15 protein-coding genes and 1 pseudogene are annotated in these 16442 nt (G+C 61.8%); 7 read left to right on the forward strand and 9 right to left on the reverse strand.

Annotated features, from left to right (window positions below):
* Positions 1 to 3 precede the first annotated feature (3 nt).
* The 3 genes from KL786_RS02490 to hemB form a co-directional block, all read right to left on the reverse strand.
* Positions 4 to 1512, reverse strand: a complete 1509-nt coding sequence (locus KL786_RS02490) for an amidase family protein (protein ID WP_252193566.1) — start codon at positions 1510 to 1512, stop codon at positions 4 to 6.
* A gap of 174 nt (positions 1513 to 1686) precedes the next feature.
* A complete protein-coding gene (gene ppk1, locus KL786_RS02495) occupies positions 1687 to 3909 on the reverse strand; it encodes a polyphosphate kinase 1 (RefSeq protein ID WP_065942425.1) in 2223 nt (740 codons plus the stop codon).
* Positions 3910 to 3927: 18 nt separating this feature from the next.
* On the reverse strand, positions 3928 to 4941 hold the full coding sequence (hemB, locus tag KL786_RS02500; RefSeq protein WP_215516631.1) for a porphobilinogen synthase: 1014 nt from the start codon (positions 4939 to 4941) through the stop codon (positions 3928 to 3930).
* A gap of 218 nt (positions 4942 to 5159) precedes the next feature.
* Here hemB and KL786_RS02505 point away from each other — a divergent pair, with 218 nt between their 5' ends.
* Positions 5160 to 5801 (forward strand): DedA family protein, encoded by a 642-nt coding sequence (locus KL786_RS02505; protein WP_215516632.1) that lies wholly within the window; start codon positions 5160 to 5162, stop codon positions 5799 to 5801.
* A gap of 44 nt (positions 5802 to 5845) precedes the next feature.
* Here KL786_RS02505 and KL786_RS30020 read toward each other — a convergent pair.
* A pseudogene (locus tag KL786_RS30020) lies at positions 5846 to 5971 on the reverse strand (sterol desaturase family protein); the annotation flags it as partial.
* A gap of 147 nt (positions 5972 to 6118) precedes the next feature.
* Between KL786_RS30020 and elbB the strand changes: the two are divergent.
* The gene (gene elbB / locus KL786_RS02510) at positions 6119 to 6787 is read left to right on the forward strand and encodes an isoprenoid biosynthesis glyoxalase ElbB (protein WP_065942428.1); all 669 of its coding nucleotides are present in this window, start codon (positions 6119 to 6121) and stop codon (positions 6785 to 6787) included.
* A gap of 114 nt (positions 6788 to 6901) precedes the next feature.
* Here elbB and KL786_RS02515 read toward each other — a convergent pair whose 3' ends face one another.
* On the reverse strand, positions 6902 to 8794 hold the full coding sequence (locus KL786_RS02515) for an FTR1 family protein (RefSeq protein ID WP_215516633.1): 1893 nt from the start codon (positions 8792 to 8794) through the stop codon (positions 6902 to 6904).
* 303 nt (positions 8795 to 9097) lie between these two features.
* On the opposite strand from KL786_RS02515, the gene KL786_RS02520 reads away from it, so the two are divergent.
* The 4 genes from KL786_RS02520 to KL786_RS02535 are packed head-to-tail and all read left to right on the forward strand — an operon-like array spanning position 9098 to position 12250.
* Entirely contained in the window at positions 9098 to 10495 is a 1398-nt protein-coding gene (locus tag KL786_RS02520; RefSeq protein WP_215516634.1) for a COG3014 family protein, read from the forward strand.
* Between the two features lie 10 nt (positions 10496 to 10505).
* The gene (locus KL786_RS02525) at positions 10506 to 10874 is read left to right on the forward strand and encodes a YcfL family putative periplasmic lipoprotein (RefSeq protein ID WP_032856935.1); all 369 of its coding nucleotides are present in this window, start codon (positions 10506 to 10508) and stop codon (positions 10872 to 10874) included.
* Between the two features lie 35 nt (positions 10875 to 10909).
* Positions 10910 to 11497 (forward strand): penicillin-binding protein activator LpoB, encoded by a 588-nt coding sequence (lpoB, locus tag KL786_RS02530; RefSeq protein ID WP_032856934.1) that lies wholly within the window; start codon positions 10910 to 10912, stop codon positions 11495 to 11497.
* A gap of 3 nt (positions 11498 to 11500) precedes the next feature.
* A complete protein-coding gene (locus KL786_RS02535; RefSeq protein WP_215516635.1) occupies positions 11501 to 12250 on the forward strand; it encodes a penicillin-binding protein activator LpoB in 750 nt (249 codons plus the stop codon).
* 78 nt (positions 12251 to 12328) lie between these two features.
* On the opposite strand, the gene KL786_RS02540 is transcribed toward KL786_RS02535, so the two are convergent.
* From KL786_RS02540 to KL786_RS02550, 3 genes are all read right to left on the reverse strand, one after another.
* Positions 12329 to 12961 carry a LysE family transporter gene (locus tag KL786_RS02540; protein WP_032856931.1) on the reverse strand — a complete coding sequence of 211 codons (633 nt, stop codon included), beginning with the start codon at positions 12959 to 12961 and terminating at the stop codon, positions 12329 to 12331.
* Positions 12962 to 13031: 70 nt separating this feature from the next.
* Positions 13032 to 13601, reverse strand: a complete 570-nt coding sequence (locus KL786_RS02545) for a mechanosensitive ion channel family protein (protein WP_215516636.1) — start codon at positions 13599 to 13601, stop codon at positions 13032 to 13034.
* Positions 13601 to 15511, reverse strand: coding sequence for an ATP-binding cassette domain-containing protein (locus KL786_RS02550; protein WP_065943601.1), 1911 nt, complete (start codon positions 15509 to 15511; stop codon positions 13601 to 13603). Before KL786_RS02550 ends, KL786_RS02545 begins: the two co-directional genes overlap by 1 nt.
* Before the next feature lie 50 nt (positions 15512 to 15561).
* Here KL786_RS02550 and KL786_RS02555 point away from each other — a divergent pair, with 50 nt between their 5' ends.
* The gene (locus KL786_RS02555) at positions 15562 to 16026 is read left to right on the forward strand and encodes a TIGR02444 family protein (protein WP_215516637.1); all 465 of its coding nucleotides are present in this window, start codon (positions 15562 to 15564) and stop codon (positions 16024 to 16026) included.
* On the opposite strand, the gene KL786_RS29360 is transcribed toward KL786_RS02555, so the two are convergent.
* Positions 16023 to 16442 (reverse strand): hypothetical protein (locus tag KL786_RS29360; protein WP_252193567.1); only part of this gene is annotated, 420 nt, incomplete at its 5' end. The two genes, KL786_RS02555 and KL786_RS29360, sit on opposite strands and share 4 nt — an antisense overlap.

The following is a 16442-nucleotide window of genomic DNA, read 5'->3' on the forward strand; positions in this document are numbered from 1 at the left end:
TCCCTAGACGCTCTCGGCCGACGACAACATCGGCGCGCCAGGCAGGAACGCCGGCTCGCGGATAGCCTGCGATGCCTGTTCATAGCCATACGCAACCGAGAGCAGTGTGGCTTCACTGTTGCTCGTGCCCGCAAAGTGCAGCGCGGTTGGCATGCCCTCATCATCCATGCCCGAGGGCACCGATATGCCGGGGTAGCCAGCTGCCGCGGCAAAGAAATAACTGTCTGAACGAAAACTCGACAGCACCGCGTCCAGCTTATGTTCCTTCAGTGGCTTATCGAAGACATCCCTGAAAATCGGGAGAACAGCCTCCCACAGCTGCTCCCGTTGCTCATCCGTCACCGCCAGGCTGTTGATGTGTTCCAGCAGCGCCTGGTCCGGCTCTCCGGCTCGCCTGTCACGCTCGTTGAACGCAATAAGCTCGGCCAACGACTTCACCGACAACCCTTGCCTGCCAGCTAGGTAGCCGTCGATTTTTTGCTTGAGCCCTGCAAAAAGCGCATCGTTGTATTGATCGTACGTCTCTGGCGCCACATCAGCGTCCAGGCTGGCTATTGGCACAAGGACTGCCCCCTTGGCCACCAGCAATCTGATCGCGTCCTCGAAATACTGCCTATCCGCGCGCCTGGCCGGGTCCCTGGCCTGCTCTGGCGACAACTCAGGCACCGGCGTGTAGCCAATGCGTTTGCCCTGCAAGGCATCGGGCGTCAACCCGGCGGTGTAGACCGTTGTTTCGACCATGGCGTTTAGCGCTTCGCCAGCATCGCGCACGTTACGCGTAAACGTGCCCACCGAGTCCAGTCTTGAGCTGGTCATCACCCCCTCGGTACTCACCAGACCGGCCGTGGTTTTCAAACCGAGCACACCGTTGTAGGCCGCCGGGGCAATGATCGAACCGTTGGTCTCGATGCCCAATGCGAGCGGGACAAGTCCCTGGGCTACCGCCACGGCCGATCCAGTGCTCGACCCCGCCACCTGCCCGCCCAATCGATGAGGGTTAAGGGTTTGCCCGCCACGGGAGCTCCAGCCATCAACCGGTACGCTGGAGCGAAAGTTGGACAGTTCGCTCATATTGGTTTTACCCACGATCACTGCACCCGCCTTGAGCAAGTTATCCACGACCTTGGCGTTTTTTGTCGTCGGCGAACCTACCAGCGCACGGGAACCCGCACTGGTGTGCATTTTTCCGCGGGTTTCGAATACATCTTTCAGGGCAATCGGCACACCGTGCAAAAAGCCGCACACCCCGCCGCGGGTACGCTCCTGATCGCGCGCCCGCGCCTGCTCAAGCGCATCAGGGTTGATCTGCACAAACGCGTTGCCGCCTTGCAAGCCATGATCGATGTTTGCGATGTTTTTCAACGAGTCCCGCACCAGGGACTCAGACGTCACCGCCGCACGGGCCATGTCGCGCGACATGGCCTGCGCACTGCGGTAGCCCTTCGGCGGCGAGGTCAATGCCTCGTAAAGCCCCGCTGTTCCCAACCCGATTCCTATGCCTGATCCCATCATCGAAAAGTCCTCAACTGCCCTGTACAGGCTATCGCCTGATAGCCAGAGGTCAGTCTAGGAACGGGAACATGCAACCCCCAACCTGGCAAATCCGACAGGCTTGTCCGATTGCTCAGTGATGGATGTAGGCGGGAAACATGGAAGCGGACCTGCCCGCTTCCACCAGAGCCGATATCAGCGAACGGCCAGCACCGGGCTGCCGAGCCGCTCCAGCAACGTCGCCTGCGCACTGCGCGGGTTCTGGTTGCCGGTCGGCGTGTTGCGCACGTAGCGCCCATCCGACTGCAGGCTCCAGCTGTGGGTGTTATCGGTGAGATAACTCTCCAGCTCTTTCTTGACCCGCATGATCAGCTTCTTGCCTTCCACCGGGAAGCAGGTCTCCACACGCTTGTCGAGGTTACGCTCCATCCAGTCGGCGCTGGAGAGGAACATCTGCTCTTCGCCGCCGTTGAGGAAGTAGAACACCCGCGTGTGCTCCAGGAAGCGGCCGATGATCGAACGTACGTGGATATTGTGCGACACCCCGGCAATGCCCGGGCGCAGGCAGCACATGCCACGCACCACCAGGTCGATGCGCACACCGGACTGGCTGGCCTTGTACAGCGCGCGGATGATCTTCGGATCGGTCAGCGAGTTGAACTTGGCGATGATATGCGCCGGCTTGCCGTCGAGGGCGAACTGGGTCTCGCGGGCAATCATGTCGAGCATGCCCTTTTTCAGGGTGAACGGCGCGTGCAGCAGCTTCTTCATGCGCAGCGTCTTACCCATGCCGATCAACTGGCTGAACAGTTTGCCGACGTCTTCGCACAAGGCGTCGTCGGAGGTCAGCAGGCTGTAGTCGGTGTAGAGCTTGGCGTTGCCGGCGTGGTAGTTACCGGTACCCAGGTGCGCGTAACGCACGATTTCACCGGCTTCGCGACGCAGGATCAGCATCATCTTGGCGTGGGTCTTGAAGCCGACCACACCGTAGATCACCACCGCGCCGGCCGCTTGCAGGCGGCTGGCCAGTTGCAGGTTGGACTCTTCATCGAACCGCGCACGCAATTCGATCACCGCCGTGACTTCCTTGCCGTTACGCGCGGCATCCACCAGCGCATCGACGATTTCCGAGTTGGCGCCGCTGCGGTACAGGGTCTGGCGCACGGCCAGGACGTGTGGATCCTTGGCAGCCTGGCGCAACAGGTCGACCACCGGGGTGAACGACTCGAACGGGTGCAGCAGCAAGATGTCCTGCTTGCTGACCACGCTGAAGATGTTCTCGCTGTTTTGCAGCAGTTTCGGGATCTGCGGGGTGAATGGCGTGTATTGCAGCTCCGGATGGCTGTCCAGGCCAGTAATGCTGAACAGGCGCGTCAGGTTCACCGGGCCATTGACCTGGTACAGCTCGGTCTCGGCCAGGTTGAACTGCTTGAGCAGGTAGTCCGAGAGATGTTTCGGACAGGTGTCCGCCACTTCCAGGCGTACTGCATCGCCATAACGGCGGGAGAACAGTTCACCGCGCAAGGCGCGGGCCAAGTCTTCGACGTCTTCGGTATCCACGGCCAAATCGGCGTTACGGGTCAGGCGGAACTGGTAGCAGCCCTTGACCTTCATGCCCTGGAACAGGTCATCGGCGTGGGCGTGGATCATCGACGAAAGGAATACATAGTTATCACCAGCCCCCCCGACCTCTTCCGGTACCTTGATGATCCGTGGCAACAGGCGCGGCGCCGGGATGATCGCCAGGCCCGAATCACGACCAAAGGCATCGATCCCTTCGAGCTCGACGATAAAGTTCAGGCTCTTGTTCACCAGCAGCGGGAACGGGTGCGTCGGATCGAGGCCAATCGGGGTGATGATCGGCGCGATTTCATCACGGAAATAGCGACGCACCCAGGTCTTGAGCTTGACGGTCCAGTTGCGCCGACGGATGAAGCGCACCTGATGCTTTTCCAGCTCCGGCAACAAAATGTCGTTGAGGATGGCGTATTGGCGATCCACATGGCCGTGCACCAGTTCGCTGATGCGGGCCAGGGCCTGGTGCGGCTGCAAACCGTCGGCGCCGGCCTGTTCGCGGGCAAAGGTGATCTGTTTCTTGAGGCCGGCAACACGAATCTCGAAGAACTCATCCAGGTTGCTGGAGAAGATCAGCAGGAACTTCAAGCGCTCCAGCAGCGGGTAGGACTCATCCAGCGCCTGTTCCAGCACGCGGATGTTGAATTGCAGTTGCGACAGCTCGCGATGGATATACAGGCTGCTGTCATCCAGGTTCGGAATCACGATAGGCGGTGCCGCCACCATCGGCTCCGCGAGCACGACAGGCTGCTCAGGTGCAAGCTCCGGCGGGGTTTCGGCGACTTGTTCAACCACCGGATGCGCATCTTTTACGGCAACGTCTGTGAGTCCTTCGGTATTCATCGAGTGTTCCTGTGAGGGCTATTGTTGCTCTCTAAGCAATTGGGCGGCACGGGCGGCAAAGTAAGTCAGGATGCCATCGGCACCCGCACGTTTAAAGGCGGTAAGAGATTCCAGGATGACTCCTTCACCCAACCAGCCATTTTGAATCGCAGCCATGTGCATGGCGTATTCACCACTGACCTGATAGACAAAGGTCGGCACCTTGAATTCCTCCTTGACCCGATAAAGGATGTCCAGGTACGGCATGCCGGGCTTGACCATCACCATATCGGCACCTTCGGCCAGGTCCGCCGCCACTTCGTGCAGGGCTTCATGGCTGTTGGCCGGGTCCATCTGGTACGAGGCCTTGTTGGCCTTGCCCAGGTTCAACGCCGAGCCGACCGCATCGCGGAACGGGCCGTAGTAGGCGCTGGCGTACTTGGCCGAATAGGCCATGATCCGCACATTGACGTGGCCGGCCAGCTCCAGGGCTTCGCGAATCGCCTGGATCCGACCGTCCATCATGTCCGACGGGGCCACCACCTGGGCGCCCGCTTCGGCATGGGACAGCGCCTGCTTGACCAGTGCGTCGACAGTGATGTCGTTCTGCACATAGCCTTCTTCATCCAGAATGCCATCCTGCCCGTGGGTGGTGAACGGGTCCAGCGCCACGTCAGTGATCACCCCCAGCTCCGGAAAGCGCTCGCGCAAGGCGCGGGTCGCGCGCTGAGCAATCCCTTCGGGGTTCCAGGCCTCGGCGGCATCCAGGGACTTGAGCCCGGCCGGCGTGACCGGAAACAGCGCCAGCGCCGGGATCCCCAGTTCGACCCACTGCGCCGCTTCTTGTAAAAGCAGATCAATGGTCAAACGCTCGACACCCGGCATCGAGGCCACCGCTTCCCGACGATTTTCACCGTCCAGCACAAACACCGGCAGGATCAGATCATCCACCGTCAGGACGTTTTCACGAACCAGGCGGCGAGAAAAATCATCACGACGGTTGCGGCGCAGGCGGGTAGCGGGAAACAGGCGTTGGGCGGGGGTAAAGCTCACGGCAGACTCCTGAGCCCGGCTTGACGGGCGAGCGTGACAGTTATAAGCGGCCATTATGACGAAGGAATGACAGTTGTGCTTACTCATACAACCGGCATGCGACCTGTCGCCGCATTCATGGTTTCTGTAGGAAATGTTCACTTTGTGACACATCTCGATACTTTCATGAATGTTCACGAAGGCGTAGGCTGCGCGTTCATTTCGCCAGCACCCAGACAATGCTCCAACAATTTCTGAATGACTTTGGCTACTTTGCCCTCTTCCTGGGGACGTTCTTCGAAGGTGAGACCATTCTGGTGCTCGCGGGCTTCCTGGCGTTCCGCGGATACATGGATATCAACGTGGTGGTGGTGGTTGCGTTCTTCGGCAGCTATGCCGGCGACCAGCTCTGGTATTTCATGGGCCGTAAACATGGGCGCAAATTGCTGGCGCGCAAACCGCGCTGGCAACTGCTGGGCGATCGGGCGCTGGAGCATATCCGCCGGCATCCGGATATCTGGGTCCTGAGTTTCCGCTTCGTGTATGGCCTGCGCACAGTGATGCCCGTGGCCATTGGCCTGTCAGGCTACCCGCCGGGACGCTATCTGTTGCTCAACGGCATTGGCGCGGCGATCTGGGCGGCAGCGCTGGGCGCGGCGGCCTACCACTTCGGCGCCGTGCTCGAAGGCATGCTGGGCAGCGTCAAGAAGTACGAGCTGTGGGTGCTCGGCGCCTTGCTCTTGCTCGGTCTGGGCTTATGGTTGCGCCGGCGCATCCGCAATGCCCGCCTGGCGCGGGAAAACTGCGCCGCCGAGAAAGCCCAGTTGGCGCAGGCACAGGCCGAAGCGAAAAAGCCCGAGCCTACGACACCCGCCGAGTAAGTCGGCCCGATGAGGCACCGCCTGCAGCAATGCGCTGACCAAGGCAGCTTGTGCCACCCACTCTCGGTGCGCCGGGCATCACTGCGCCATTGCGCATAGAACTGCAGGTTGGCCCACGGCGGGTTCCAACTGGCCAGCGGCGTGGCCACGCCAAAGATCACCGCCTCGTTTCGTCCTCCTCCTGTGAAGGAGCAAAAACCATGGGCAAGTCCGGTCAATTATTGTTACATCAAGATTAGGTGCAATGGCCGGATGCCCTATTGGCAATGAGCGACAAATAAGTAGACATTTAACGCCATAAATCAGGAGAAATGCCCATGAGCAAAAAGATTGCAGTGATCCTTTCCGGCTGTGGCGTGTACGACGGCGCTGAAATCCATGAAAGCGTGATCACTTTGTTGCGCCTGGACCAGCGCGGCGCTCAGGTTCAGTGCTTTGCCCCGAACATTGCGCAACACCATGTGATCAACCATCTCACCGGCGAAGAAATGCCCGAGTCACGCAATGTGCTGGTGGAGTCGGCGCGCATAGCGCGGGGTGAAGTGAAGGATATTCGCGAAGCCAACGTTGAAGAGTTCGACGCGCTGATCGTGCCCGGTGGGTTTGGCGCAGCCAAGAACCTGTCGAACTTTGCCGTTGAAGGCGCTGGTTGCAGCGTCAACCCGGACGTACTGGCGCTGGCCGAAGCCTTTGCCGAAGCGGGCAAGCCCGTGGGGCTGATCTGCATCTCGCCGGCGCTGGCAGCGAAGATCTACGGCCCAGGCGTGGTGTGCACCATCGGCAACGATGCTGGCACGGCAGCAGCCCTGGACAAGATGGGCGCCACCCACCAGGAATGCGCGGTGGACGAAATCGTCGAAGACAAGGCGCGCAAACTGGTGAGCACGCCGGCCTATATGCTGGCCAAGAACATCAGCGAAGTGGCGTCAGGCATCAACAAGTTGGTGGACCGGGTGCTGGAACTGACCCACGAGAACGACGCCTGACCCGCTCCCTGTAGGAGCCCGGCTTGCCGGCGATAGCATCACCTCGGTGTCACTGACAGACCGAGGCGTCTGCATCGCAGGCAAGCCAGCTCCTACAGAAGCCGGCACCAGCGATCAGGCCACCCGGCGCTTCTCGGCCAGCCGGCTGCGGCTGTACAACACCACAATCGCAATGATCGCCACTGCCTGGGCACTCAACGAATACGCATCGGCATGGATGCCCAGCCAGTCAAAGTCAAAGAACGCCACCGGCCGGGTGCCGAAGATACCGGCCTCCTGCAACGCCTTGACGCCATGCCCGGCGAACACCACCGACAGCGCGCACAGCAGCGCCGCGTTGATCCCGAAGAACAGCGCCAATGGCAGCTTCGCCGAGCCGCGCAGGATGATCCACGCCAGCCCCATCAACAGCACCAGCGCCGTGGCGCCACCGGCCAGGACCGCGTTGTGTCCGGCGGGGCCGGCCTGTAGCCACAGGGTTTCGTAGAACAGGATCACTTCGAACAGTTCGCGGTACACCGAGAAGAACGCCAGTATCGCAAAACCAAAACGCCCACCACCGCCCACCAGACTGCTCTTGATGTAGTCCTGCCAGGCGGCCGCGTGGCGGCGGTCGTGCATCCACACGCCCAGCCACAGCACCATCACGCTGGCAAACAGCGCCGTGCAACCTTCCAGCAACTCGCGCTGGGCGCCGCTGACGTCGATCACATAGGCCGCCAGGGCCCAGGTCGCTGCACCGGCCACCAATGCCAGGGCCCAGCCGACGTTGACGCTGCGCACCGCCGACTGCTGGCCGGTGTTACGCAGGAAGGCGAGGATCGCCGCCAGTACCAGAATCGCTTCCAGCCCTTCACGCAGCAGAATCAGCAAGCCCGAGATGTAGCTCAACGACCAGCTCAAGCCATCGCCGCCCAACAAGCCGGCAGCTTCAGTGAGTTTGCCCTTGGCCACGTCCAGGCGCTGCTGGACTTGCTCGATCGGCAGAGCGTCCTGCAACGACTGCCGATAGGCCATCAAGGCTTTCTCAGTGTCCTTGCGCACGTTGGCATCGACGTTATCCAGGGAGCTTTCTACCAGCTCGAAGCCTTCCAGATACGCGGCTACCGACAGGTCGTAGGCCTGTTCATGCTCGCCATTGCGAAACGCCGCCAGGCTCTTATCCAGCGTGGCAGCGGTGTAGTCCAGCAATTGCGCCGGGCCACGCTGGACCTGCGGCGGCTGCGCCCGTTGCGCACGGAATACACGCACGGCGTCCGGACCTTCGGCGGCCAGCACTTCTTCCGGGGTCTGGCGGGCCAGGTCCGCCAGGTTGAAGGATTTTTCGCTTTTCGCCGCAGCCGGGTCGGCGGTGAAGCCCGCGATATAGGTCGCCAGGTCCCAGCGCTGACGGTCATCCAGCTGGTCAGCGAACGACGGCATATCGGTGCCTTCGACGCCCAGGCCCAGGGTGTTGTAGATGCCGTAGAGGCTCAGGCGGTCCAGGCGCTGTGCATCGCGCAGGTTGGCCGGCGGTGGTGTCATGCCGACACCGGCCGGGCCATCGCCCGCCCCGGCGTCACCGTGGCACACCGAGCAGTGCTGGGCGTACAGCGGTGCACCGCGAGTCGGGTCCGGGGTAATGGCCGGCGCCTGGCTGACTTCATAGGCCACCGCCAATTGCGCACCTAACTGCCGCGCCTGACGTGCGACTGCGTTGCCATCCTGGTGACGGGTGACGGCGGCCAACAGTTCATCGACGCCCTTGACCAGGCCTGCGCGCTCGGGCTTGTCCGGCAGCTCGGCCACCAACCCCTGCAATACACCGAGAAATTCCACCTGCTCCTGGTATTCGGACTCATCGACCACCTTGCCCGCCTCCACCGTCGGCGGATAGTCAGCGCCGATATAGTCCAGTAAATGCAGGGCCTGGGGCGCACCTTCTGCGGTGGCCGCCAGCAGATTGAAGCTGCACGACACCAACGCCGGCAACAGCAGCCAGGCGAGAAAACGGGAGGGGGCAGTCATGAATGACTCTCAAATGGAAACAAGAAGTAACACATTGTCGAATTTTAATCGGTTTGACTCAAGGCGTTAGTGCTTTTCCCGCCGAAATGACGTGCTCCGATAGTGGCACAAGCCTTTCACAATGGAGCTTAAAAGCCATTGTTTTGCCAGTAACGCGGCCTATAATGCGCCGCCTTCGTTATCGCGAAACGGCATTTGCGCTCCTCTTTTTATGAGGAATATGTGGGAAAGGCTTTTCCTGCAATTGGTTATTCGGCCCGACCAGCCCCTTCGGCCGATTACGCTCAGGGAAGCAGCACCTCAATGGCATCTCGCGTCTTCACCTCCCTTGCCCTCGCCGCAGTTACGCTGCTGTCGGGTTGTTCGATGTTCCGCAGTTACGACACAGAACTGCAAGCCACCAACCAGCAGTTGGCCAGCGGCAACGTCGACGGCGCATTGACCCTGCTGGAAAAAAACAACAGCAGCGACGACAAGGACCTTCTCTACTACTTCGAGAAAGGCGAATTGCTGCGCGCCAAGGGCGACTTGGCCGGTAGCCAGGCAGCCTGGCACCGGGCGGACCTGGCGGTGTACAAGTGGGAAGAGGCGGTCAAGTTCGACACCGAGCGCTACCTTTCTCAATTCGGCAGCTTCCTGGTCAATGACAAGGTGCGGCGCTACGAAGGCTATGACTACGAAAAAGTCATGCTCACCACCCAGATGGCGCTCAACCTGCTGGCGGTCAATGACTTCGACGGCGCCCGCACCGAGATCAAGAAAACCCACGAACGCGAAGCCGTGATCGCCGAATTGCGGGACAAGGAATACCTCAAGCGCGAAAACGAGGCCGAACGCCAGGGCGTGGCCACGCAGTTCAAGGACCTGCGCGGCTATCCGGTAGAAAGCCTCGACGCGCCGGACGTGGTGGGCCTGAAGAACAGCTACCAGAGTGCGTTCAGTCATTACCTGGCTGGCTTCGTCTACGAAGCCCTGGGCGAAAAAGACCTGGCCGCGCCGGGCTATCGCAAGGCCGCCGAACTGCGCCCCAACACGCCGCTGCTGGAACAGGCCCTGCTCGATCTGGACGCCTCAGCCGTGGCGGCTGACGAAAGCGACGTGCTGATCGTGGTCCAGAGCGGCCTGGCGCCGGCGCGCGACTCGATCCGCCTGCCACTGCCGATCCCCATCGACGGGCATTGGGTGATCACGCCGCTGTCGTTTCCGGTGATCAAGCCAGACACCTCGACAGCCACCTTCGCCCAGATCGGTGTCGATGGCCGGCAACAGAACCTCACAGCCCTCAACAGCACCACCGCCATGTCCCGCCGTGCCCTGCGCGACGATATGCCGGGGATCATCCTGCGCACCACCGTGCGCGCCATCAGCCGTGGCGTGACGCAAAAGAACCTGAACCAGACCAACCCAATGGCCGGCCTGGTCCTGGGCATCGCCTCCGCTGTCACCGAGGGCGCCGATACCCGCACCTGGCGCACCCTGCCGGACATGACCCAGGTCGCACGCCTGCGCCTCAAGCATGGCGAGCACCAGGTGAGCCTGCCCAATGCCCTGGGCGGCACACGGGTGACGGTCAAGGCCGAACAACGCCATCAGGTGATCACCTTGCGCGTGGTCGGCAACCAGGTATTCGCCAGCGGCCTGACGGCCCATGTGGTCGCAAGCAACCCGGCCCAGGCTGTCGCCAGTCTCAAACAACCTTAAGGAGCACGTTATGCGTCATTTTATCCTCGGCGCCCTGGCGCTGGTCTTCCTCGCCGGTTGCGCCACCCCGCCGCCGGAGCCGGGCAGCGCCGCGAGCAAAGTCGTGGTGATGGGCAAGTTCAAGGGCATCGCCGTCGGCGCCATTCGCGTGGCCCGCGAGAACGGCTTCCTGACCGCCAAGGTGCAACTGAGCAACATCACCAGCAGCAACCAGATGATGTATTACCGCTTCGCCTGGCTGGGCGCCGATGGCTTCCCGGTGGGCGATGAAGAAACCTGGAAAGTGCTGAACCTCTACGCCAACCAGGCCACCTTCCTGCCGGCCATCGCCAATCTGCCCCAGGCCGCCGATTTCCGCCTTGAAGTGAAAACGCCTTGAGCCTGCCCCCTATTCAGCTTTCGAGAGACCTTCCCATGCTTGCACGCTTTTCGTTCCTCGCCGTAGTCGCCGTCCTGGCCAGCGGTTGCGCCAACACCTCGCCGGTCATCGGCGGCAAAAACATCAGCTACGGCGATACCAAGGCCGTGGAACTGGTGACCAACGAGTTCGGCTCCACCGACTTGCAGATGATCGCCGAAAGCATGACCCGCTCCCTGGCGCAGTCCGGCATTCTCCAGGGCCGCCCGGTGGTGCAGGTGTATGACGTGAAGAACAAGACCAGCGAGTACATCGATACCCGCGAGATCACCACCTCGATCAAGACACAGTTGATGAAGACCGGCACCGCCCGCTTCGCCAGCGACAACACCGATATGCAAAGCCAGGTTGACCAGCTCAAGCTGCAAAACCAGAGCGGCCTGTACAAGAAATCCACGGTCAGCAAGACCGGCAACATGATTGCCGCCAAGTACCGCCTGGAAGGCTCCATCAGTTCCATCGTCAAGCGCAGCGCCGACTACAAGGACGTGTTCTACAAGTTCAGCCTGCAACTGGTCGACGTCGAAAGCGGCCTGGCCGAATGGATGGACGAAAAAGAAATCCGCAAGACCACGGAGCGCTAAGCCATGCGCCTATGGATCGGCCTGCTCGGCCTGCTCGGCCTGCTATGCGCCTTTGGCGCCTCGGCGGCCCCCAAGATCGCCGTCACTGACCTGGCGTACGAAGCCCGCGTAGAGGAATACATCCACGCAGTCTCGGCCAGCAACAACTTCCAGGCCAGCGCCTATAACGCCAGCGGCGCGTCCAGCTACAGCGAGTTCGAAAGCCGCAGCAGCTACATCGAACAGGGCGAGCTGCGCAAATTCAGCGGCGATATCAAGGGCGAAATTCTCAAGTCGCGCCAGTTCCAACTGGTCCAGGGCACGCCCTACACCAGCGAAGCCAAGGGCGATGTGTACGACGTGATCAAGCGGATCAAGGCCGGCCACTTCAAGGGCGCGGACTATGTGCTGTTCGGCACCTTGTCGGACATCGACTTCACCCGGGACATCAACGCCCTGGATCGCACCAGCAGCTATTCGGCAGTGCTGGAGCTGAGCGTGGTGGCGGACTTCAGTCTGATAAACACCCGCACCTATGAAATCACCTCGGCGTTTACCGCCATGGGTGAAGGCCAGGACACCAAGCTGGTGAGCAGTCGTGATGTGCGCGTGAACCTGAACCGGCCACGGGTGGTGAGGGAAGTGTCGAAAGCCTTGGGTGAGGACGTGGCGCGCCAGCTACAAGAGCAACTGGGCGGCGGCGATCAAGAGCCCGGCCAGCCGGCATTGCGCAACAACCTGCCAAGGGACGAAGCGCCGAAGATCCTGCGCTGAGCCTCAATGGCTCGGCTAGCACACATCAATGTGGGAGCTGGCTTGCCTGCTCCCACAGTTTTGATTGGGTTTCGTCAGTCAGGCGGTGGCGCGGTGCAAGCTGGCCAGGAACGCCGCAGCGCCCACGAACAACCCGGCAAACGTGCGGTTCACGCGCTTCTGCTGCTTGGGCGTGCGCAACAGGCGCAACACTTTGGACGCAAGCCCCGTGTAGCCGGCCATTACGATCATATCCACGCCAATCATCGTCGCGCCAAGGATCAGGTACTGGATCAGCAGCGGCGCCTGCGGGTTCACGAACTGCGGCAGAACCGCCAGCATGAAGACCAGGGCCTTGGGGTTGCTGGCGTTCACCAGAAAACCACGGAACATCATCGCCATGGGCTTGCCAATGGGGCGCACGGCAGCGTCATCGGTCATGTCCATGGGCAAGGCACGCCATTGCTTGACGGCCAGGTACACGAGGTAGGCCACGCCGAACCATTTGATCGCGTAGAAGGCGGTAGACGATGCCGCAAGCACCGCCCCAAGGCCGCCGGCCACCACGGCAATCTGCATCGCCAAGCCCAGTTGCAGGCCGATGGCGTTCCAGTAACCGCGCACAAAGCCGTATTGCAGGCCACTGGACATCGAAGCGATGGCACCCGCGCCGGGAGAGAGACTGATGATCCAACTGGCCAGGAAAAAGGCCAGCCATGTGTCGAGCGCCATTACACACCTCGTAGCAAATTCGTTGTGAGCACTAAGCTAACTCCGAGGGCCGAGGGCTGGCTAGAGAATTTTAAGGCAGGGGGCTGATATCGCTGCCGCGCCAGCGGCGTACCGCGCGCTGGAAGAACAGGCTGTTGGGCACTTGCACCACGGCGCTGTCGGTACCCGCCTCGGCCACTTCGATCAGCGTGGTGTAAAGCAGGTTGATCGCGATCACTCGGCCTTTGACACCCGGCTTGTCGACGGTATCCACCAACTCGACCACATCACCCAGGCGAAACGGCCCGACGGTGAAAATCAAAATCGCACACAGCAGGTTGGACAACACCGACCACATGGCAAAGAACGCCACCGCCGCCACAGCCACAAAGCCTGACAGTGCGGTCCACAGCACAATGGCCGAAACCCCCAGGCGTTCGAGGACGAAGATCAGCGCACTGCCCATGATCAGCCAGCGCAGGCCACCGCGCAGCGGCATCAGCAGTTGCGGCGGGAACGGGTAGCGCTCGCCCAGGCGCGTCAGGCCCTTGGCGATAAAACGCTGGGCCAGGTAGCCCGCCAGCAGGATCAGCAGGATTTGCACGCCGACCCAGATCGGTTCGACCCATTGCGGTGGCAGTGGCAGTTGCAAGGCTTCCATCAGGACAGCGCCTCCAGCTCCGCTTGCAGACCTTCCAGCAATTCGAGGGCTTCCATCCAGGTTTCCTCCAACTGCCCTTCGCGCACCTTGAGCTTGGCCTGTTCGGCCAGCAGGTCGCGCAGTTCATCCTTGCGTGCCGCTTCGTACACGGCGCTGTCACCGAGGCTGGCCTCGATCTTGGCCAGGCGCTCATGGACTTTGCCCAACTCGGCTTCCAGTTTGTCGGCTTCACGCTTGTGCGGCGCCAGTTGCTGACGCAGCGCAGCAGCGGCCTGGCGCTGGGCTTTCTTGTCGGTCTTGTCCGGGTTGACCGGGGTGTTGCTGACCGGCGCGTTACGCAGGCGATACTCGGTCAACCAACGGGCGTAGTCGTCCAGGTCACCATCGAACTCTTCGACTTTGCCATCGGCCACCAGCAGGAAGTTATCAGTGGTGCTCTTGAGCAAGTGGCGGTCGTGAGACACCACCAGTACCGCACCACTGAACTCCTGCAGGGCCATGGTCAGCGCCAGGCGCATTTCCAGGTCCAGGTGGTTGGTCGGTTCGTCGAGCAGCAGCAGGTTCGGCCGGTCCCAGGCGATCAGCGCCAAGGCCAGGCGGGCCTTTTCGCCACCGGAGAAATTCAGCACCGGCTCATCGATGCGCGCGCCACGGAAGTCGAAACCACCGAGGAAATCGCGCAGGGTCTGCTCGCGCTCGGTCGGCGCCAGGCGTTGCAAATGCAACAGCGGGCTGGCCTTGGCGTCGAGGGAGTCCAACTGATGCTGGGCGAAGTAGCCCACCACCAGGTTCTCGCCACGGGTCAGGCGGCCGGCCAAAGGTTGCAGCTCGCCGGAAAGGTTTTTGATCAGCGTCGATTTGCCCGCGCCGTTGGGCCCGAGCAAACCAATGCGCGCACCCGGGGTGAGCTGCAGCTTGACCTTCTCCAGGATGGTTTTGTCGCCATAACCCAGGCGTGCATCCGAGAGGTCGAGCAAGGGGCTGGAGATTTTCACCGACTCGCGGAACACGAAGTCGAACGGCGAATCGACGTGGGCCGCCGACAGTTCTTCCATGCGCTCCAGGGCCTTGATCCGGCTCTGGGCCTGGCGGGCCTTGGTGGCCTGGGCCTTGAACCGGGCGATATAACTTTCCATGTGCGCCCGCTGCGCCTGCTGCTTCTCGAAGGCCTGTTGTTGCTGGGCCAGGCGTTCGGCACGGGCCCGCTCGAATGCCGAATAACCACCGCGATAGAGGGTGATTTTTTTCTGTTCGACATGGGCGATGTTATCGACCACGGCGTCAAGGAAGTCCCGGTCGTGGGAAATCAGCAGCAAGGTGCCTTGGTAGTTCTTGAGAAAATCTTCCAGCCACAGGATCGCATCGAGGTCCAAGTGGTTGGTCGGTTCGTCGAGCAGCAACAGGTCCGAGGGGCACATCAGGGCCTGGGCCAGGTTCAGGCGCATGCGCCAGCCACCGGAGAAGTCGGCGACCGGGCGATCCATCTGTTCATTGGTGAACCCGAGGCCGGCGAGCATCTTGCGCGCGCGGGCGTCGGCGGTGTAGCCGTCGGCACTGTCGAGTTCCGAGTGCAGGCGGGCCTGGGCGGCACCGTCCTGGGCTTTCTCGGCCTCGGCCAAGTCGTGTTGCACCTGGCGCAGGCGCAGGTCGCCATCGAGCACGTAGTCGATCGCGATGCGGTCCAGGGTGTCGATCTCCTGGCGCATATGAGCGATACGCCAGTCGGCTGGCAGCAGGCAGTCCCCGGAATCCGGGGTCAGCTCACCGAGCAACAGGGCGAACAACGTGGATTTACCGGCGCCATTGGCACCGATCAGGCCGGCTTTGTGACCGGCGTGCAGGGTCAGCTCGGCGTCTTCAAGAAGACGTTGCGGGCCACGCTGTAATGTTAGGCTTTGAAGTCGGATCATAATGGCGGCGGAGTCTACCAGCTTCGTTGGCCGCTGGCTTGGGTGTGAATATGTGCGCTGACCTGTGGAGCTTTGCTCTTTCGACCTACGCCCGTGCGGGCGTGGAAGACACGTGCCTGCGCTTGCAGGAACAAGGGGCGGATGTGTGTCTGTTGTTGTGTGGGCTGTGGCTGGAGCAACGTGGGGTCGTACCTGAGCCTGAACGTGTGCGGGCGCTGCGAACAATTGCCGAGCCCTGGCAGGTAACCGTTGTGGAACCCTTGCGCAAGGTACGCAAGCAATGGCGCGCCATGGCGCAGCAGGATGCCGGGCTGGGAGCGTTGCGCGAACAGGTCAAGGCCCTGGAACTGGAAGCCGAACGGCAACTGCTGTTACGTCTGGAGGCGTTGGCACAGGCTTGGCCAACGGGAGGAAGCGCCACTGGTCAGGCATGGCTTGAAGGACTGGCGACCGAGGCCGCCAACCTCGACCACGGCGCGCTGCATCAGCTGCGCGCCGCGGCCACCGGCACTTAGGAAGCGCTGGTTGGGGTGGTGCCTGGTGCTACCGGGGCAGACGTGCTGCTGGCCGGTGCAGTTGTAGCGGCTGGAGCTGCCGGTGCGGCAGGGGTCGCTGGTTTGGCAGCAGCTGGCGCTGGTTTGGCGGCTGGTTTCGCAGCAGCAGGTTTGGCAGCTGGCTTGGCGGCTGGTTTTGCAGCAGCGGGTTTAGCAGCCGGCTTGGCGGCTGGTTTCGCGACAGCAGCTTTAGCAACTGGCTTGGCGGCTGGTTTCGCGGCGGCAGCTTTAGCAACTGGCTTGGCGGCTGGTTTCGCGGCAGCAGTTTTAGCAGTTGGCTTGGCGGCTGGTTTCGCGGCAGCAGTTTTAGCAACTGGCTTGACGGCTGGTTTCGCGGCAGCAGTTTTAGCAGTTGGCTTGGCGGCTGGTTTCGCGGC

This window comes from Pseudomonas sp. TAE6080 (assembly GCF_018732265.1).
Lineage (GTDB): Bacteria > Pseudomonadota > Gammaproteobacteria > Pseudomonadales > Pseudomonadaceae > Aquipseudomonas > Aquipseudomonas brenneri.

Excerpts from the sequence above, each read along its gene's own strand:
- KL786_RS02490 (WP_252193566.1), bottom strand. The coding sequence starts at position 1,512 with ATGATGGGATCAGGCATAGGAATCGGGTTGGGAACAGCGGGGCTTTAC.
- ppk1 (WP_065942425.1), bottom strand. The coding sequence starts at position 3,909 with ATGAATACCGAAGGACTCACAGACGTTGCCGTAAAAGATGCGCATCCG.
- KL786_RS02505 (WP_215516632.1), top strand. The coding sequence starts at position 5,160 with ATGCTCCAACAATTTCTGAATGACTTTGGCTACTTTGCCCTCTTCCTG.
- elbB (WP_065942428.1), top strand. The coding sequence starts at position 6,119 with ATGAGCAAAAAGATTGCAGTGATCCTTTCCGGCTGTGGCGTGTACGAC.
- KL786_RS02515 (WP_215516633.1), bottom strand. The coding sequence starts at position 8,794 with ATGACTGCCCCCTCCCGTTTTCTCGCCTGGCTGCTGTTGCCGGCGTTG.
- KL786_RS02520 (WP_215516634.1), top strand. The coding sequence starts at position 9,098 with ATGGCATCTCGCGTCTTCACCTCCCTTGCCCTCGCCGCAGTTACGCTG.
- KL786_RS02525 (WP_032856935.1), top strand. The coding sequence starts at position 10,506 with ATGCGTCATTTTATCCTCGGCGCCCTGGCGCTGGTCTTCCTCGCCGGT.
- lpoB (WP_032856934.1), top strand. The coding sequence starts at position 10,910 with ATGCTTGCACGCTTTTCGTTCCTCGCCGTAGTCGCCGTCCTGGCCAGC.
- KL786_RS02535 (WP_215516635.1), top strand. The coding sequence starts at position 11,501 with ATGCGCCTATGGATCGGCCTGCTCGGCCTGCTCGGCCTGCTATGCGCC.
- KL786_RS02540 (WP_032856931.1), bottom strand. The coding sequence starts at position 12,961 with ATGGCGCTCGACACATGGCTGGCCTTTTTCCTGGCCAGTTGGATCATC.
- KL786_RS02545 (WP_215516636.1), bottom strand. The coding sequence starts at position 13,601 with ATGGAAGCCTTGCAACTGCCACTGCCACCGCAATGGGTCGAACCGATC.
- KL786_RS02550 (WP_065943601.1), bottom strand. The coding sequence starts at position 15,511 with ATGATCCGACTTCAAAGCCTAACATTACAGCGTGGCCCGCAACGTCTT.
- KL786_RS02555 (WP_215516637.1), top strand. The coding sequence starts at position 15,562 with ATGTGCGCTGACCTGTGGAGCTTTGCTCTTTCGACCTACGCCCGTGCG.